Source organism: Actinomycetota bacterium (assembly GCA_040755895.1).
Taxonomy (GTDB): Bacteria; Actinomycetota; Aquicultoria; order Subteraquimicrobiales; family Subteraquimicrobiaceae; genus Subteraquimicrobium.
On the sequence record JBFMAG010000085.1, the window covers coordinates 21,145 to 37,461 of the forward strand.

Annotated in this window: 14 protein-coding genes; 13 read left to right on the top strand and 1 reads right to left on the bottom strand. The window is 45.7% G+C overall.

What is annotated here, in order from left to right; genetic code table 11:
- The 13 genes from AB1466_04050 to AB1466_04110 all read left to right on the top strand — a co-directional run.
- The coding region (locus tag AB1466_04050) for an S-layer homology domain-containing protein (protein MEW6189269.1) at positions 1-344 on the top strand (344 nt) is incomplete at its 5' end.
- Between the two features lie 223 nt (positions 345-567).
- Entirely contained in the window at positions 568-2,364 is a 1,797-nt protein-coding gene (locus tag AB1466_04055) for an S-layer homology domain-containing protein (protein MEW6189270.1), read from the top strand.
- A gap of 104 nt (positions 2,365-2,468) precedes the next feature.
- Positions 2,469-3,440 (top strand): LCP family protein, encoded by a 972-nt coding sequence (locus AB1466_04060; GenBank protein MEW6189271.1) that lies wholly within the window; start codon positions 2,469-2,471, stop codon positions 3,438-3,440.
- Between the two features lie 19 nt (positions 3,441-3,459).
- The gene (locus AB1466_04065) at positions 3,460-4,521 is read left to right on the top strand and encodes a glucose-1-phosphate thymidylyltransferase (GenBank protein ID MEW6189272.1); all 1,062 of its coding nucleotides are present in this window, start codon (positions 3,460-3,462) and stop codon (positions 4,519-4,521) included.
- A gap of 126 nt (positions 4,522-4,647) precedes the next feature.
- Positions 4,648-5,127: a dTDP-4-dehydrorhamnose 3,5-epimerase family protein gene (locus tag AB1466_04070; protein MEW6189273.1), complete on the top strand. Its 480-nt coding sequence runs from the start codon at positions 4,648-4,650 to the stop codon at positions 5,125-5,127.
- 46 nt (positions 5,128-5,173) lie between these two features.
- On the top strand, positions 5,174-6,172 hold the full coding sequence (gene rfbB, locus AB1466_04075; protein MEW6189274.1) for a dTDP-glucose 4,6-dehydratase: 999 nt from the start codon (positions 5,174-5,176) through the stop codon (positions 6,170-6,172).
- 30 nt (positions 6,173-6,202) lie between these two features.
- Positions 6,203-7,225: a DUF3048 domain-containing protein gene (locus tag AB1466_04080; protein MEW6189275.1), complete on the top strand. Its 1,023-nt coding sequence runs from the start codon at positions 6,203-6,205 to the stop codon at positions 7,223-7,225.
- A gap of 103 nt (positions 7,226-7,328) precedes the next feature.
- On the top strand, positions 7,329-8,156 hold the full coding sequence (rfbD, locus tag AB1466_04085) for a dTDP-4-dehydrorhamnose reductase (GenBank protein ID MEW6189276.1): 828 nt from the start codon (positions 7,329-7,331) through the stop codon (positions 8,154-8,156).
- 21 nt (positions 8,157-8,177) lie between these two features.
- Positions 8,178-8,996 carry an ABC transporter permease gene (locus AB1466_04090; protein MEW6189277.1) on the top strand — a complete coding sequence of 273 codons (819 nt, stop codon included), beginning with the start codon at positions 8,178-8,180 and terminating at the stop codon, positions 8,994-8,996.
- Positions 8,997-10,283 (top strand): ABC transporter ATP-binding protein, encoded by a 1,287-nt coding sequence (locus AB1466_04095; protein ID MEW6189278.1) that lies wholly within the window; start codon positions 8,997-8,999, stop codon positions 10,281-10,283.
- Between the two features lie 19 nt (positions 10,284-10,302).
- A complete protein-coding gene (locus tag AB1466_04100) occupies positions 10,303-11,478 on the top strand; it encodes a polysaccharide pyruvyl transferase family protein (GenBank protein MEW6189279.1) in 1,176 nt (391 codons plus the stop codon).
- Positions 11,478-12,926, top strand: a complete 1,449-nt coding sequence (locus AB1466_04105; GenBank protein ID MEW6189280.1) for a glycosyltransferase — start codon at positions 11,478-11,480, stop codon at positions 12,924-12,926. Before AB1466_04100 ends, AB1466_04105 begins: the two co-directional genes overlap by 1 nt.
- A 22-nt stretch (positions 12,927-12,948) precedes the next feature.
- A complete protein-coding gene (locus AB1466_04110) occupies positions 12,949-15,492 on the top strand; it encodes a glycosyltransferase (protein ID MEW6189281.1) in 2,544 nt (847 codons plus the stop codon).
- 27 nt (positions 15,493-15,519) lie between these two features.
- Here the strand turns inward: AB1466_04110 and AB1466_04115 are convergent.
- On the bottom strand, positions 15,520-16,317 hold a 798-nt coding region (locus tag AB1466_04115; protein ID MEW6189282.1), incomplete at its 5' end, for an S-layer homology domain-containing protein.

Here is a 16,317-nt window from a genome sequence, read left to right on the forward strand (position 1 = left end):
TAGCCACAAACACTCGATACCAAGGATACTTTCCCGATGTTCCACCAAACCACTGGGCTTGGGATTACATAGAGACCGCCAGGGACCGAGGCATCGTAAAAGGCTATGCCGATGGTCTGTTCAGACCCGAGGCATGGGTGAGGAGGGACCAAACGGCGGTGATGATTTACAGAGCCATATTTGGTCCTTCAGGCGATGTTGGCTGGGTTAGAGAAATCATCGACTTAACTCCCTATTGTGGTGGTTTAGCGACGCTGGACTGGCGCTGGCACACCGATGGTGAAGGCGTAGGTGAAGGTATGTACATCGATGACATCCTAGTTACCGGTGTTCCCAAACCATAAAAGGCAGGAATCGACCAAATATAGCTAACTATTTTATGAGATTACATATTTTAAATGAGTATTTATAAACTATGGAGTTTTAAGCTCCATAGTTCTTTGTGTGGGCTTGTTTATGATCTTAGAAAATTGTAATATCAAAAAACGTAAGCTTCAGAAGAGGGACAATTTTTCCGAGTATAAGAATGGGATGGGTATTATAAATTAATAAGGGGTTATCGAGAAAATGTTGAAAAGAATAGCTGCTTTTGCAATCACAATTTCAATCTTGTTGATGCTACTTCCGGGGTCCGCTGGAGCTGCGCCTTACGAGTACACTTTCTACATCACGCCCAACTGTGGTATCCCTGGAGACTATAACTCAGCCTATCAAAAGCTCGTGGATATGAAGACGAGGCTTGGGACAGGACAGTACTATGCCAGAACCGGTTTTATGGCTTGCTGCTATTACATGGGTGAGACCAAGGGAAGAGCGAGTGACTTCGAATTTGATCCCTCGCACTTGGAATATATCCTGAAGTTGGCGAAGGACATAAATTTTCCCGTGGTCATCTGCTTCAATGGTGGACCATGGGCTGACCTTGCGAATCCAGATCGCGATATCATCTCTTATTTAGAGCAAGATCCAATGCATTGCCAATGGAGGGATAGTGGTATCGTTCCCGAAGACGATGGAACGGGACTCAAGCGCTTATTAACCTATAATAACTGGGGTTCCCGAGCGGAGGCGAGGAAAGGTTACAGAAAGAGAAACCTTCAGGCTGCAGCTAGAGTGGTTACCCAATTTTACCGGGAGAATCCCGATATTTTAATCGCTGTTACTATAGACCCCGAGATTTTCATGAGTCCCTTCTTCATCACCGATTATAATCCAGATACGATAGCCGAATTTAGGCAATTTGAGAGAGATGAGCGCTTCAAGGGCAATCTGAATGCATTCAATCAGGCTATGGGAACCAATTTTAACAGCTGGGATGAGGTTGTCCCACCAAGAGGAAACCCTTTGGTGGGAAATCCTCTTTGGGAGGAATGGACCAATTTCAGGATTGGGCTCGTGTATCTTGAAGTACAAAGAGAAGTTGATTGGATAAGGGAAGCTGGTCTCCCCGCCTCAAAGATATTCACCCATCAGACCGTGCGCACCGACAATACTTACTGGATGCGCTACATTTTGTGCAGTACTCTGGATACAGCCCATGTTAATGAAGGATCGTTGGGAATCACTACCCTCCAAAATGTGTGCTTTGACGAAGCTCTATTTGCCGCTGCTCGAGGCTTGAGTCCAAACTGGGGCATCTTTGAATTTAACCCGAGTCTGGAGAGTGGACCGGATTACAATCGATGCCTGAGTGCTCTAAAGGTGGCATATAAGCATGGTGCTCACATAATAGCTCCTTATACGTGGGATGGAGAGGGGAGGGAGCCCTTTTATAACATCAAAGACACAGCCTTTGAGAGAGCTATCAGGGATTTCATAGATAATCTCAGTACGCGTTTCCGTGATGTCCCGAGGGATTTTTGGGCATATAACGAAATCGAAAGTATAGCCCAGCAGGGGATAATCTCAGGTTACGCTGATGGCTACTTCCGCCCGGCGGATCCCGTGTTCAGATCCCAGTTCACCAAGATGCTCGTGAACTCCCTGGGACTCCCCCTAAACACCCAGTACAAGGGATACTTCACCGATGTTCCTTCAAACCACTGGGGGTGGCAATACATCGAGACGGCCTATGAAAGGGGCATCGTCAAGGGCTACGGCGATGGAAGATTCGGTCCCGAGGATATGGCAACCAGGGCCCAGCTTGCCAAGATACTCGTTTTGGGACTCGGAATATCTCTGAACACCCAGTACAGGGGGTACTTCCCCGATGTCCCATCAAGCCACTGGGCGTGGCAGTACATCGAGACCGCCAAGGATTATAGGATAATACAAGGCTACCTCGATGGAAGGTTTAAACCCGAAGAGATTGTGAGGAGAGATCAGACGGCGGTGATGATCTCCAGAGCCAAATCAGCACCCTAAAAATACCTTTACCGTCTCGGTGTAATCTCAGGTTTATTTTTGGCTTAATTTGTGCTAATCTATCCAAGACTTCTTTTTTCACTTCGTTTTAATTTGAGGGGAATATGGAAGAGGATTTTTTACCTCTGGCCAAAAGTAAATCCAAGTTATCGCCGGTCATAAAGATTTTATTACTTCTTTTTGCCATCTTTCTTGTGCTCGCCGCTTGTGGCTACGCTTACGTGAAATACGTGGAAGGCCGACTCCACAAGGATGGGGAACTTGCCCGTGCCCAGAAAGTTATGTCGGAGCCTCTCCCAAACGAACCCATCAATATTTTGCTCCTGGGCAGCGATTCTTCTCGAGGGGAGAGAGCTCGGGCTGATGCCATTATCTTATTGCGTCTCGATCCACCGAGGAAGAAAGCTGTTTTGATCTCCATCCCTCGGGATATGCGAGTCAAAATACCCGGTAGAGGTCATAAGAAGATCAACGCCGCTAATGCCTATGGTGGTCCCAGGCTCGTGATCTTAACAGTAGAGGATTTCACGGGATATCCCATCCATCACTTCGTGGGGACGGATTTTGAAGGTTTTAAGAAAATGGTTGATGCTCTTGGGGGAATCGAGATATATGTGGACGAGCCCATAATAGATAAATCACGAAAGTATGCCATGCATATTCCCGCAGGTTATCATAAATTCGATGGTGAAACCGCCCTTAACTATGTACGATACAGACATGGTGATCCCAAGGGCGATTTGGGACGAATCGAACGCCAGCAGAAGTTCCTCGAAGCTTTCATGGATAAAGCTTTGAGGCTAAAACATGTTTTAAAGATGCCCACCCTTGTGAATATATTCGCGGATAATAGCCGAACCGATTTAACTATATCGGAGATGATTCAACTTGCCACCTTCCTCAAATCCCTTAAGAAAAAGGATGTGGAGATGGTTACTCTACCCGGAACACCCAAGACAATCAAGGGGGTAAGCTACATCATCCCGGACGAGGAAAGAATTGAAAAAATATTATATCATGTGAAGAAAGGACTCTCCCTCAAGGAATTTAAAGAGGGTAAAGATTATGCACATTAAGGCATTGTGAGGTGAGAGAATGAAGGCTCTTATATTAGCTGGTGGAGAAGGAACACGTCTCCGACCCATAACCCATACCAGCGCTAAGCAACTCATACCCGTAGCTAACAAGCCCGTCCTTTTCTATGCCATTGAGGCGATAAAGGAGGCTGGAATCGAGGATATTGGTATCATCGTGGGATATACGAAGGATGAGATAAAGGCAGCGGTCAGGGATGGAAGCGATTGGGGAGTCAAAGTAACATATATAGAGCAAGAGGCACCGTTGGGTTTGGCTCACGCGGTGAAAATAGCCCAGTCCTATCTCGGTGAGAAGCCCTTTGTCATGTTTCTAGGGGATAACATAATCAAAGAGGGAATAACCCCTCTGGTAAAGGAGTTCGTGAGGAAAAAACCGAATGCCCAAATCCTCCTTGCCAGGGTGAAGGATCCTCAACGTTTCGGGGTCGCTGAACTGAGGGATGGAAAGGTTGTACGTCTAATCGAGAAACCAAAGGAGCCACCGAGCGATCTCGCCTTAGTCGGTGTTTATATGTTCGATAAACATGTTTTCGAAGCGGTGAATAATATCAAACCTTCCTGGCGAAATGAATTTGAGATCACCGATGCCATCCAATATCTAATAGATCATGGATACAATGTGCAACCTCATATCATCAACGGCTGGTGGAAGGATACGGGGAAGCTGGAGGATCTTCTGGAGGCAAACCGGTTACTCCTCGAAGATATCAAGAGCAAATGTAAAGGATTTGTGGATAGTACTTCCCGGCTAATAGGTAAGGTGATAATCGAAGAGGGGGCAGAGGTTCTAAACAGCACGATCAGGGGTCCAGCGGTAATAGGTGCGGATAGTAAGATCGTTAATTCCTTTATTGGTCCCTTCACTTCCATTTATTATCAAGTAACCATCATGAATAGTGAGATCGAACACAGCATAGTCTTGGAGAAGAGCGTGATTTCCGATATCGCCAGGATAGAGGATAGCCTAATCGGGAAGAACGTGGAGGTTTCCAAGTCTCCCTTAAAGCCCAAGGCTTATAGGTTGATGCTCGGCGATAGCAGCAAGGTTGGAGTACTTTAAGTCGGTTAAAAGTTAAATTCGAGGTTCAAGGTTATAGGTGGTGGGTAGGGTGGCTCTTGAGATGCTTAATTCTTAATCCTTACAGCTTAATACAATTGGCTTTTAACTGAGCTTATGGAGGTTGGAATGATCAAGGGTGTGCAGATCAAAAAATTGCGGCTAATCCCCGATGATCGGGGATTTTTGATGGAGATGTTGAGGTGCGATGATCCCCTCTTCGAAAGATTCGGTCAGGTTTACATCACTGGATGCAAAAGGACTGTGGCCAAAGCCTGGCATTACCACAAACAGCAGACGGATCACTTCGTCTGCGTCTCCGGCAAAGCTTTGGTGGCTCTCTGCGACCTCAGAGAGAAATCTCCCACCTATAAGCAGGTTGATGAGTTCATTCTAGAGGCTCCTCCCTGTGAGAAAAATGAGCCAATTCTACTTAAGATTCCCCCCTACGTAGCTCATGGATTCACGGCTTTTGATTGCGAGGAGACTCGCATTGTGAATGTGCCCACACTTCCCTATAGATACGATGATCCGGATGAGTATCGCTTTCCATGGAATAGCGAGGAAATCCCGTATAAGTGGCCCTCATATGTAACCAGAGGAGGCTGAGTTGCCGGCAGCCGGCAGAGGGGGAAGAAAATAGGAGGAAAGAATCATGAAATTATTAATAACGGGAGGAATGGGTTTCATAGGCAGCAATTTCATCCGCTATTTGATTAACAAGTACCCAGATTATCGGATTATTAATCTTGACATTATGAGTTATGCTGCTAACCCCGACAATTTGCGGGATATTGAAGGAAACCCCAGATATAAATTTGTCAAAGGCGATATCTGCGATCCTCAAATCGTTGATGAATTGGCAAAGGATGTCGATGTCATCATTAACTTCGCCGCTCAGTCTCACGTTGATCGGTCGATTTTGGGACCCGAGAGTTTCATCAAAACCGATATTTACGGCACCTATGTGCTCCTCGAGGCTGCCAAAAAATATGGGCATGAAAGGTATGTTCAGATCGGTACAGACGAATGTTATGGCTCCATCGAGAAAGGATCGTTTAAGGAAAGCGATCCGTTGAATCCCTCGAGTCCCTATGCTGCCTCAAAGGGTGCTGCTGACCTTCTGGTTCATTCCTACTGGGTCACCTTTGGACTCCCGATTTTAATCACCAGAAGCAGCAACAATTTTGGTCCCTATCAATATCCCGAGAAACTAATCCCTCTGTTCATCACCAATGCTTTAGAGGATGAGCCCCTTCCGTTGTATGGTGATGGAAGGAACGTAAGGGATTGGATATACGTAATTGACAATTGTGAAGGCATCGATTTTGTCCTGCATAAAGGTAAAGAGGGAGAGATTTATAATATCGCCGGGGGGAATGAAAGGACCAATTGGGAGATCACCGAGATCATCTTAAGAGAGTTAGGTAAACCCAAGAATCTAATCAAATTCGTCAAAGATAGACCCGGTCACGACAGGCGGTACTCTTTGAATTGCCAAAAAATCCATCAACTGGGCTGGAGACCTCGCCACAATTTTGAGGATGCCATGAGGGAAACCATAAGGTGGTATGTTGATAATCGCTGGTGGTGGGAGAGGATAAAGTCCGGTGAATTCAAGGAATATTACCGGAAAATGTACCATGGTCGATAGATATCGAGAAACTAGGTAAAGCAGAGAAATATGGGAATAAAAAAATTCCTTCGAAAATCAATTTTAGCTCTCTTCCTTTTGTTCCTCATCATCGCGGTTCTTTCCTGCGGGCGAAAAGGGGATTGGCGGAAGAGGATCAAATCCATACCCGAGGCGAAGGAAAAACCCTCGCAAGTCTGTCCCATCTGCGGTATGGAAGTCGCTTCAAGTGAGGTCTCTCATCGACCGATAGCTGTTATCGTTGAAAATTTAGTGAGCATTAGACCCCAGTCAGGCTTGGATAAAGCATGCGTGGTTTTCGAAGCTTTAGCTGAGGGAGGTATAACTCGTCTTTTGGCGATATATTTCCACCAAGATGCGAATGTAATTGGACCGGTTAGAAGTGCCCGACCATATCATGTGGCCCTTGTCCCTGGATTCGACGCAATTTTTGCTCACTGCGGAGGTTCGCCACGTGCTATGAATGCCATAAAAACCTCGGGAATTGCCGATCTCGATCAATTTGCCTTTCCCCAGGCCTATTGGCGGGTTAGGGGGATAAAAGCACCGCACAATCTTTTCACCAGTACAAAAGGTATCAGAAATGTCGCACGGAAAGTGGGTTTGGAAAAGGGTGTATTATATCGGGGGTTCAAACATAAACCCGATGCACCTTTAAAGAAACGTCCCGAGGGTCAGAAGATCACCATCAATTTTTCATCTCCAGCTTATAAGGTGCAATACAGCTATGATAGGAAATCCAATTCCTATCTGCGTTTCAATGGGGGGGAGCCCCACATGGAGAGAACCACTGGATCGCAACTTCAACCGAAGAATGTGGTGGTCATGTACTGTCCCACGGAGATGTACGATATTCAACGTTTGAACATCCAAGTGGTGGGTAAAGGAAAGTGTTTGGTTTTTAGGGACGGAATCGTCGTTGAGGGGATCTGGCATAAAGCTGGCGAAAGATCGGAGCTAAGCTTCAAGGATGAACATGGAAGCGAGATTCCCTTTAATCCCGGTCAGATTTGGGTCGAAATTGTAAAACCCGGCACCGGTGTCAAGTATTAGTTGAAGATTGAGGTTGAGGGTTCAAGGTTGAAGGTTCAAAGTTGAAAGGTTGTAAGTCGAAGGGTGAGGTGTTGATGGGGAAGGAGGTCTCCCCTTGAAGGTTGTGGTGACTGGGGCGAAGGGTCAACTTGGTGCAGATCTCATTGATGTTTTGGGGAAAGCACACCGGGTTTTCGGTTTTTCCCATGAAGATATGGATGTCACCGATTTCGCCAGGGTTACGGAGGTCATCGGCGATTTATCCCCCGATATGGTGATCCATGCTGCTGCTTATACCGATGTGGATGGGTGTGAACTTAATCCCGATAAGGCGTTTAAGGTTAATGCTTTGGGCACTCAAAATGTTGCTGTAGCATGCCAGAAAACCACCTCAATCATGCTCTATATAAGCACCGATTTTGTCTTCGATGGAAGAAAAACCGAACCGTACACGGAATTCGACACCCCTAATCCCATAAGCGTTTATGGTTCCTCGAAACTAGCGGGGGAGCGTTATGTGAGCTCTCTTTTACTTAGATATTTCATCGTCCGTACCGCCTGGCTCTATGGCAAGCATGGCAAGAACTTTGTGAAGACCATCCTTAGATTGGCGGAGGAGAGGGAGGAGCTGAAGGTGGTAAACGACCAGATTGGTTCCCCGACCTACAGCCTTGACTTAGCCCAGGCAATTGCTAAACTTATTAATACCGAGTGGTACGGTATTTATCACATCACTAACAGCGGAAACTGTTCCTGGTTCGATTTTGCAAGGAAAATATTAGAATATGCGGGGAAGAAAGAGGTTAAAGTTAAACCCATCGGCTCTGTAGAACTCAATCGCCCTGCCAAAAGACCAGCATTCTCAGTCCTTAGAAATTATTGTTTAGAACTACGTGGACTCCCCGCCTTGCGAAATTATGAAGACGCTTTAAAAGAATATCTTTCAGCTTAAGCTCCGAGGAGAAATCATTAAATGGTGGAGAAATTAAAGGAGCTCTTCGTCTTCCGCGAGCTCCTACTTAACTTGATAAAGAGGGAATTGAAAGTAAAATACAAGAAATCCATATTGGGGTTTTTCTGGTCGCTTCTGAATCCGATATTAACCACAATCGTTTTCACCTTCGTTTTCGCTGTTCTTCTTAGGATTCAGCCTCCGGTACTTCGATATGGAACAATTTTCAGTTTTCCAGTTTTTCTACTTTGCGCCCTTTTACCCTGGAATTTCTTGAGCATTTCTCTTTCACTTTCCATAAATTCGATTGTTGGCAATGGAAATTTGGTTAAAAAGGTATATTTCCCTCGTGAGATTTTACCTTCCTCAACGGTTCTCGCCAATTTAATCAACTTTTGCTTGGAACTTTTGGTTTTATTCATGCTTTTGACGTTCTTGGGTTCAAGGTTCTTCATCTACCTGCCCCTTCTAATTGCGATTACGATCATACAAACCCTGTTCACCATCGGGATGTGCCTCATCTTTTCCTGTCTCAATGTTTACTTTAGAGATATCCAGCATTTATTGGGCATCATCTTAATGATTTGGTTTTACGCCACCCCGATCATTTATCCCTTTGAGTACGTTTTACAGATGTCCCATAAACTTCCGTGGCTTCCATTCGCTTATAAGCTTAACCCAATGGCAACGTTCGTATTGGCCTATCGCAGTATTCTCTATGACTGCCAACCCCCGAGTTTCTTTCTCCTGGGATATGCCGTGGTTGTATCATTGCTCACGCTTTATTTCGGATACCTATTTTTCAATACATACGAACCCACTTTTGCCGAAGAGATCTAAGTGGATGTGAGTGTGATGCTTGGGACAAGATTTGGGAGGGCAAAGGATATAGGCGATGAAATGGCCGTAGAGGTCAATCACCTTTGGAAGAAATTCCGACTCTATCACGAGAAACAGCACACGCTAAAATACGCTCTACTCAGCGGGCGCAGATCGATTTTCGAAGAATTTTGGGCATTGAAGGATATCCATTTCATCTTGAAAAGGGGTCAAACTCTGGGAATCATCGGAGAAAATGGTTCTGGGAAAAGCACTTTACTCAAAATTTTGGCTAGGATTTTGCGTCCCGATAAAGGGGAAGTGAGCACAAAAGGAAAGGTTTCAGCCTTACTTGAGTTGGGAGCCGGTTTTCACCCGGAACTTTCGGGTAGAGAAAATGTTTATTTAAATGGTTCAATTCTGGGCTTAAGTTATAGGGAAATCAACCAGAAATTCGATGAGATTGTAGGCTTCGCCGAGCTTGAAAGATTCATTGATATGCCCATAAAAAACTACTCATCCGGCATGTATATGAGACTGGCTTTCGCCATCGCTGTCAATGTCAACCCCGACATATTACTCATCGATGAGATTCTGGCCGTGGGAGACGAAGCTTTTCAAAGAAAATGTCTGGAGAAAATGTATGATTATAAGACCAGGGGTAAAACCATCGTTTTTGTCTCCCATAGCATGGATCATATCCGGAACATGTGCGATGAGGTCATTTGGTTAAAAGGGGGAGAAATTAAAGCCAGGGGTAACCCAAATAAGGTCGTCAACGCCTATATTCAGTATGTGAATTTGGAGGAGCAAAGGAAGGGTAAAGCCCAGCAACAGGTTGAGGGATCGAGATGGGGCTCAAGGGAGATAGAGATAAACAGGGTGGAATTCCTCGCCGATGGTGGGCAATCCAAAACGTTATTCGAAACTGGAGAGAAATTCATCGTGAGGATCAACTTCAAGGCTCATAAGAAGATCGAGAAACCAGTTTTCGGTATCCGTATAGATCGTGCCGATGGCGTTTGTGTAGCAAGACCAAGTACCAAGCTCAATAACGTATTCATCGATTCAGTCCAAGGCGAAGGCACAATCGAATATGTTGTAGACTCCCTGCCACTGCTTCCAGGCTCATATCTCGTCACGGCAGCGATCTATGATTATCATTGTCTACATTCCTATGATCACCATGAACAGCTGTATGAATTTCAAGTCACACCGGGTCGAGAAAAAGAATCCTATGGGGTCGTTAAAATTCCCGGTCAATGGAGCATAATTGAGCAACCTCGCGGTTCTCTCACCAGTGGGTAGAATGAGGTGTCTTTTAAATATGAGAAGAATTGTGATCGCCGGCGCAGCGGGGTTCAGCAACATTGGTGACGATGCGATCCTAATCTCCATGATCGGGGAGTTGAAGAAGGAGATAGGTCAGGCTGAGCTTTCGGTTATCGGAGGCGATTTAGACCTTCCAATATCTAGGGATGTACGAAGGATCGTGCACACCGACGAAGCAAAAATCTTTCAAGCCATAAGTGAAGCCGACCTGGTCATAGTCGGCGGCGGAGGGTTATTTTATGATTGCAATTTTCACCTGAACGTAAATGACTTCTTTAAAGGTCGGCATTATGGGATATTATTCTTTCTTTATCTTGCGCTCCTGGCAAAGATGTTGGGAAAACCCGTTATGCTTTATGGTGTGGGAATAGGACCCCTACTGTTGCCATCCACAAGAAGATTGGTCTCATTTGTTCTGGATAGGATGGATGTGATAAGTTTAAGGGATGCGGAATCCTCCATAGAGTTAAAGAGGTTGAGGGTGAATGGTCCGGAAATAGCGGTCACGGTCGATCCGGCCATTGGTTTGACTCCCGCCCCGAAGGAGCGAGTGGTGGGAATATTGCGGGGGGAAAAAGTCTCTTTGGAAAAACCCTTAATTGGTATAAATGTTAGACCATGGTATCATTACCAGGGATTTAGATCTCATAGGATGCAGGAGAAGCACAATCGATATAAACGGACCATAGCAAGGGTAGCCGATTTCCTGGTTCAAAAGTTCGATTCTGAGATCGTCTTCATCCCCATGCAGCGATTGTACGATGATGACCATCAATTATGCCATGAGCTGGTGGAGGAAATGAGGTTCAAGGAGAGGGCGAAAATTCTTTCGGATTCTTATAATCCACATGAAATCAAGGGGATTGTGGGGAGGCTAGATTTGATGATTGGGACTCGTCTTCATTCTGCCATCTTTGCGGCATCTATGGGCACGCCCATTATCGGGATAATTTATGATGGAAAGGTGAGAAGCTTCCTGCAATTAATCGGTCAGGAAGAAAGATCCATATCTATAAATGAAATTCGTTTCGAAAGGCTTTGCGAGATTATTGATGAAGTTTGGACTTCAAGGCGGAGAATCCCTTCTGATCTGAGAGTAAAGACGGAGCAACTTTTGAGGAAGGCTGAGGAAAACCCCAAGCTCGCTGCAGGATTACTGAGGGGGCAGTAATGCCATCTTCGATCAAGAACAGGGGAAAAATAGAGAAGATCCTCTTACAAATCCGGCCGGATTATTTGGATGCCTATGGAGGAGATAGTACGCAGCTCCTCAAAACGCGTGAGGCTCTGATGAGGTGTGGGATACAGGTTGATATCTCAACGGAGCTTGAACCCGATTTGACCGAGTATGATCTGGTCCACTTATTTAATATTACCCGAGTTGATGAGACTTATCACCAGGCTTTAAACGCCTTTAAGCGGGGTAAACCAATAGTCCTTTCTGTCATATATTGGACCTTAGATGAATTGGAGAATTGTAAAGGGATTCCACCCATTCTCTTCGAAAACGACGAAGGCTTAAGTAAAATAAAAGAGAGTATCTTATCGACGGGAAAGAGTATAAATACTCAGTATTTGAGCAAGAATTCATGGGAGAGAAATATCTTTAAAAATAAGCAGAGGGTGGTTTTACATATTAGCGATGTTTTGCTCCCAAATTCGCGAACCGAGTTGGATTTGTTGAAGCATTTGTATAATTTGTCCAGCCCAAAATATCACATCGTACCCAATGCTGCTGATCTCAGTTTTGCGGATGCTAAATGCGACGAATTTGTGAAGAAATATGGTTTAAAGGATTTCGTATTATGCGTTGGGAGAATTGAAAGACGAAAAAATCAACTCTCCTTGCTCTACGCACTCCGTGACATCGATATACCCATCGTCCTTGTGGGTGATATTTTAGATCAAGAGTATTTTTCACTGTGTCAGAGGTATGCCAATGAGAAAACTCACTTCTTGGGTTCTCTTAAGTATAATGAATTGGGTCCAGTATATGCAGCAGCGAGGGTGCATGCCCTTCCCAGCTGGTACGAAACACCAGGCTTAACAAATCTTGAAGCTGCATTGGCGGGGTGTAACATCGTCTGCACAAACAGGGGTTCAGCAAAGGAATATTTTGGAGAACTTGCCCGGTATTGTGATCCAACGGATCCAGAGTCCATAAAGAAGGCAGTTTGCGAAGCCTTTTACTCCCCTCGCCAAAATAAGCTCAAAGATATAGTTGCAGCTAGGTTTACCTGGGATAAAGCTGCAAGAGAAACCATACTCGGTTACGAATTGGCTCTGAAAACTCACTCGGGGAGGAGGAGAAAAGTGGGTTCGGATATGGATTTTGAAGCCTCTAAAGAAGTCGTCGAAAATCTTGAATTGCTGGCGGAGCAGCAAAATGCCTATATTGCCCACCTTAAGAAGCTAGTCGACGAGAATTTAATTAAAATTGCCCATCTGGAAAGGCAGATTGCTCAGAATGAAGAACAAATCAGGAGGTTATCCGAGGAAATAAGCTCAAAGGAGAATAGCATCCGAGAGCTATCGGCAAGCTTGGAGAGAATTAGGTCCACTTCTGCTTATCGCGTGTATAGATATTTTAAGGACCGAAGATTCTTCTCGGCAAGGTGATATTTAAAAGGAGAGGATTTTCTTGGCAATCGGGTATCTCGGCGGGAAGCAATTCCTGCCTGCCGGTGGGCACGGTCCACAAGTCTCAGTGATAGTGGTAAATCTAAATGGCAAGGAACATTTGGGAGAATGTTTTGCCTCTCTGCATGAGCTCAACTATCCCAAGGACAAACTCGAGGTCATTTTGGTGGATAACGCTTCCACCGATGGTTCCGCGGATTATGTTAAGGAAAATTTCCCCTGGGTGAAGATCATTCAAAACAAGGAAAATGTGGGTTTCGCGGCGGCTATCAATATCGGTGCCAGGAAAGCCCTGGGAGATTATTTGGCTTTTCTTAATAACGATACTCGTGTGGATCCCGATTGGTTAGTGGAGCTATTGATCCCCGTTTTGAATAATCCGGATGTGGCATGTGCGGGTTCCAAGATACTTTCTTGGGATGGAAAGGCTATAGATTTTGCAGAGAGTGCACTCAGCTTCTACGGACATGGGTTTAAGGTGGATACGGGCTCCACGGATATCGAAGCTTATGATGAGGAGAAGCCCATCCTCTTTGCCTGCGGTGGAGCCATGCTCGTCGATAAACAAGTTTACTTCGATACGGGTGGTTTCGATGATGATTACTTCGCTTTCTTCGAAGATGTGGACTTCGGTTGGAGGCTTTGGGTTCTGGGATATAGGGTAGTGTTTGCCCCGAAGTCTATCGTTTACCACCGCTTCCATGGCACCACTCAAAGGTTTGGCTATGAAAAGGAGAGAATGCTATTAGAGCGCAATGCCTTATACACTATTTTTAAAAATTATGGCGACGAAAGCTTGCAGCACATTTTGCCTACCGCGATTTTGCTCAGCCTCAAACGAGGATTGGTGGAAGCCAATTTGGATAAAGATTCCTATCGCTTTGGTCGCGAAGAGCACGGTGGGAGCGAGCAAACCATCTCAAAGCTTGCTCTCAGTCATTTTCTAGCCCTCGATGATGTCATCGAGAACATGCCTCAACTTCTCAAAAAGCGATCATTCGTGCAAACTCGCAGGAGGCGAACGGATGTCGCAATTTTTTCATTGTTTAAGGAACCATTTCGACCCAACATTTTCCACCCACAATATGTCGAGGCTCAGAAGAAGCTCTCGAATGCATTTGAGGTTGAAAGATTGTTTGAGAGAAAAACCCGCGTTTTGATAATAAGCAATGATACGGTCGCCCGGAGAATGGCGGGTCCAGCCATTAGATGCTGGGAGTTTGCCAAGGTTCTCAGCAGGGAGCATGAAGTCATCTTAGCCATTCCAAATGAGACCGATTTGAAGCCCGATGGATTCAAAATCGAAACATATGGGAAAACCAACAAGAGGAAGTTGAAAAGATTGGTCAAGTGGTGCGACCTTTTCATCTGCCAGGGATTCATTTTGCATCATTTTCCTTTCTTAAAGAAAGTTGACAAACCCATCGTCGTGGACATTTATGACCCCTTTACCCTTGAGATGCTGGAGTTATTCAAATACAAAAGCTTTAAAGAGAGATCTGACATACATAAGGCGAACTTAACGGTGTTAAATGATCAGCTCTCGGTGGGTGATTTTTTTATCTGCGCCAGCGAGAAACAGCGCGACTTTTGGATTGGTATGTTAAACAGCCTTAATCGAATCAATCCTTCCACGTATGATTCGGATAAGACCCTCCGGTCTTTCATCGACGTCGTCCCCTTTGGCTTGCCATCCCTCGCTCCGAGACACACAAAGCGGGTTTTGAAGGGTGCTTACAGGGGGATAGAGGAAAATGACAAGGTCATTTTATGGGGCGGGGGGATTTACAACTGGTTCGACCCCATTACTTTGATAAAAGCCATACATAACATCGCTCAGAAAAGGGATGATGTTAAGCTGTTCTTTATGGGATTGGAGCATCCAAATCCCGATGTTCCGGAGATGAAGATGTGCCTGGATGCCATCCGCCTGAGCAAGGAATTGGATTTATACGATAAATATGTCTTCTTCAATTTTGGGTGGATACCCTATGATGAGAGGCAAAATTATCTGTTAGAGGCGGATATTGGGATAAGCACCCATCTTCAGCATGTGGAGACGGAGTTTTCGTATAGAACGAGGTTGCTCGATTACATCTGGGCCGGTCTTCCCATCGTTGCCACAAAGGGGGATTCCATGAGTGAGTTGGTGGAGAGGCATAATTTGGGAAGAACTGTCAAGCCCGAGAATGTTGAAGATTTAACCGAAGTACTTTTGGAATTGCTGGACAATCCCCAACTTTGCCAGACCTTCCAAGAAAACTTGAGAAAAATTGCTCCTCAATTTACCTGGGAAAGAGTGGTCGAACCCTTCAATAGATTCTGCCACGATCCAAAACTCGCTCCCGATAAAATTCTTGGGGAGGAAAAGAAAAAGGGTCGCGTCGTGGTGAAGCCAAGACCCCTTACAACGAAGCCGGTGATAAGAAAGTCCCCCCTCTATTACCTTGGAAGGTTGGCCTACCATTACCGTCGGGGAGGCTTTCATGGAGTGATATTCCACGGAAAGGATTTCCTCAGACGCCTCAAGGAGAGCCTCAGCTAGTGAATTATCCCAAGAGCTTTCCATACACTAAGGTCCGAATACTGCTCTGTAGATCATCACCGCGGTCTGATCTCTTCTCACCCATTCCTCTGGTCTGAACAGACCATCACCATAGCCCTGCACTATTCCCCAGTCCCTCGCGGTCTCTATGTAATCCCAGGCCCAGTGGTTTGGTGGGACATCGGGAAAATATCCCTGGTATTGTATGTTTGTAGCTATTCCCAGTCCCCTGACCAGCATGGTGGCAAGATGAGCCCTGCTTGCCAGGTGCTCGGGACCGAATCTTCCATCACCATAGCCCTGCACGATGCCCGCTTCATAGGCTGTCTCTATGTACTGCCAACCCCAGTGCTCGGGTGGAACGTCCGTAAAGTACCCCTTGTACTTGGTGTTTAAGGGAAATTCCAGGGAGTTCACGAGCATCTTTGTGAACTGTGACCTGGTGACGGGATCCGCGGGGCGGAAGAGCCCATCGGCGTAACCGGAGATTATCCCTTGGCTTGCCATGAATTCGATCTCATAGTATGCCCAAAAATCGCTGGGAACATCGGGAAATGTGGGTTCCGCAGGTGGAGTAAACTCAGAGTACTCATATGCACCCATATCCACGGTGGCAACACCATCACCATCTCCGTCATAGGGACGAAGGTTGCCCTCTAGATCAACACTAGGCGCTCCGGCATTTGTTCCCGCATCGATGCAAGGGGAATCAAACCGGAGGTGATAATCTCCAAACTCCGCATCCACAAATTTGGGATCGGCGGAGATATCCCCTGTACCGGGCGAACAACCATCATAATTTGGATTATTACCCCAGACATCATT

Bases quoted from the DNA above. Each gene is read 5' to 3' on its own strand.
- AB1466_04060 (MEW6189271.1), top strand. From the start codon at position 2,469: ATGGAAGAGGATTTTTTACCTCTGGCCAAAAGTAAATCCAAGTTATCG.
- AB1466_04100 (MEW6189279.1), top strand. From the start codon at position 10,303: ATGAGAAGAATTGTGATCGCCGGCGCAGCGGGGTTCAGCAACATTGGT.
- AB1466_04080 (MEW6189275.1), top strand. From the start codon at position 6,203: ATGGGAATAAAAAAATTCCTTCGAAAATCAATTTTAGCTCTCTTCCTT.
- AB1466_04055 (MEW6189270.1), top strand. From the start codon at position 568: ATGTTGAAAAGAATAGCTGCTTTTGCAATCACAATTTCAATCTTGTTG.
- AB1466_04090 (MEW6189277.1), top strand. From the start codon at position 8,178: ATGGTGGAGAAATTAAAGGAGCTCTTCGTCTTCCGCGAGCTCCTACTT.
- AB1466_04065 (MEW6189272.1), top strand. From the start codon at position 3,460: ATGAAGGCTCTTATATTAGCTGGTGGAGAAGGAACACGTCTCCGACCC.
- AB1466_04105 (MEW6189280.1), top strand. From the start codon at position 11,478: ATGCCATCTTCGATCAAGAACAGGGGAAAAATAGAGAAGATCCTCTTA.
- rfbB (MEW6189274.1), top strand. From the start codon at position 5,174: ATGAAATTATTAATAACGGGAGGAATGGGTTTCATAGGCAGCAATTTC.
- AB1466_04070 (MEW6189273.1), top strand. From the start codon at position 4,648: ATGATCAAGGGTGTGCAGATCAAAAAATTGCGGCTAATCCCCGATGAT.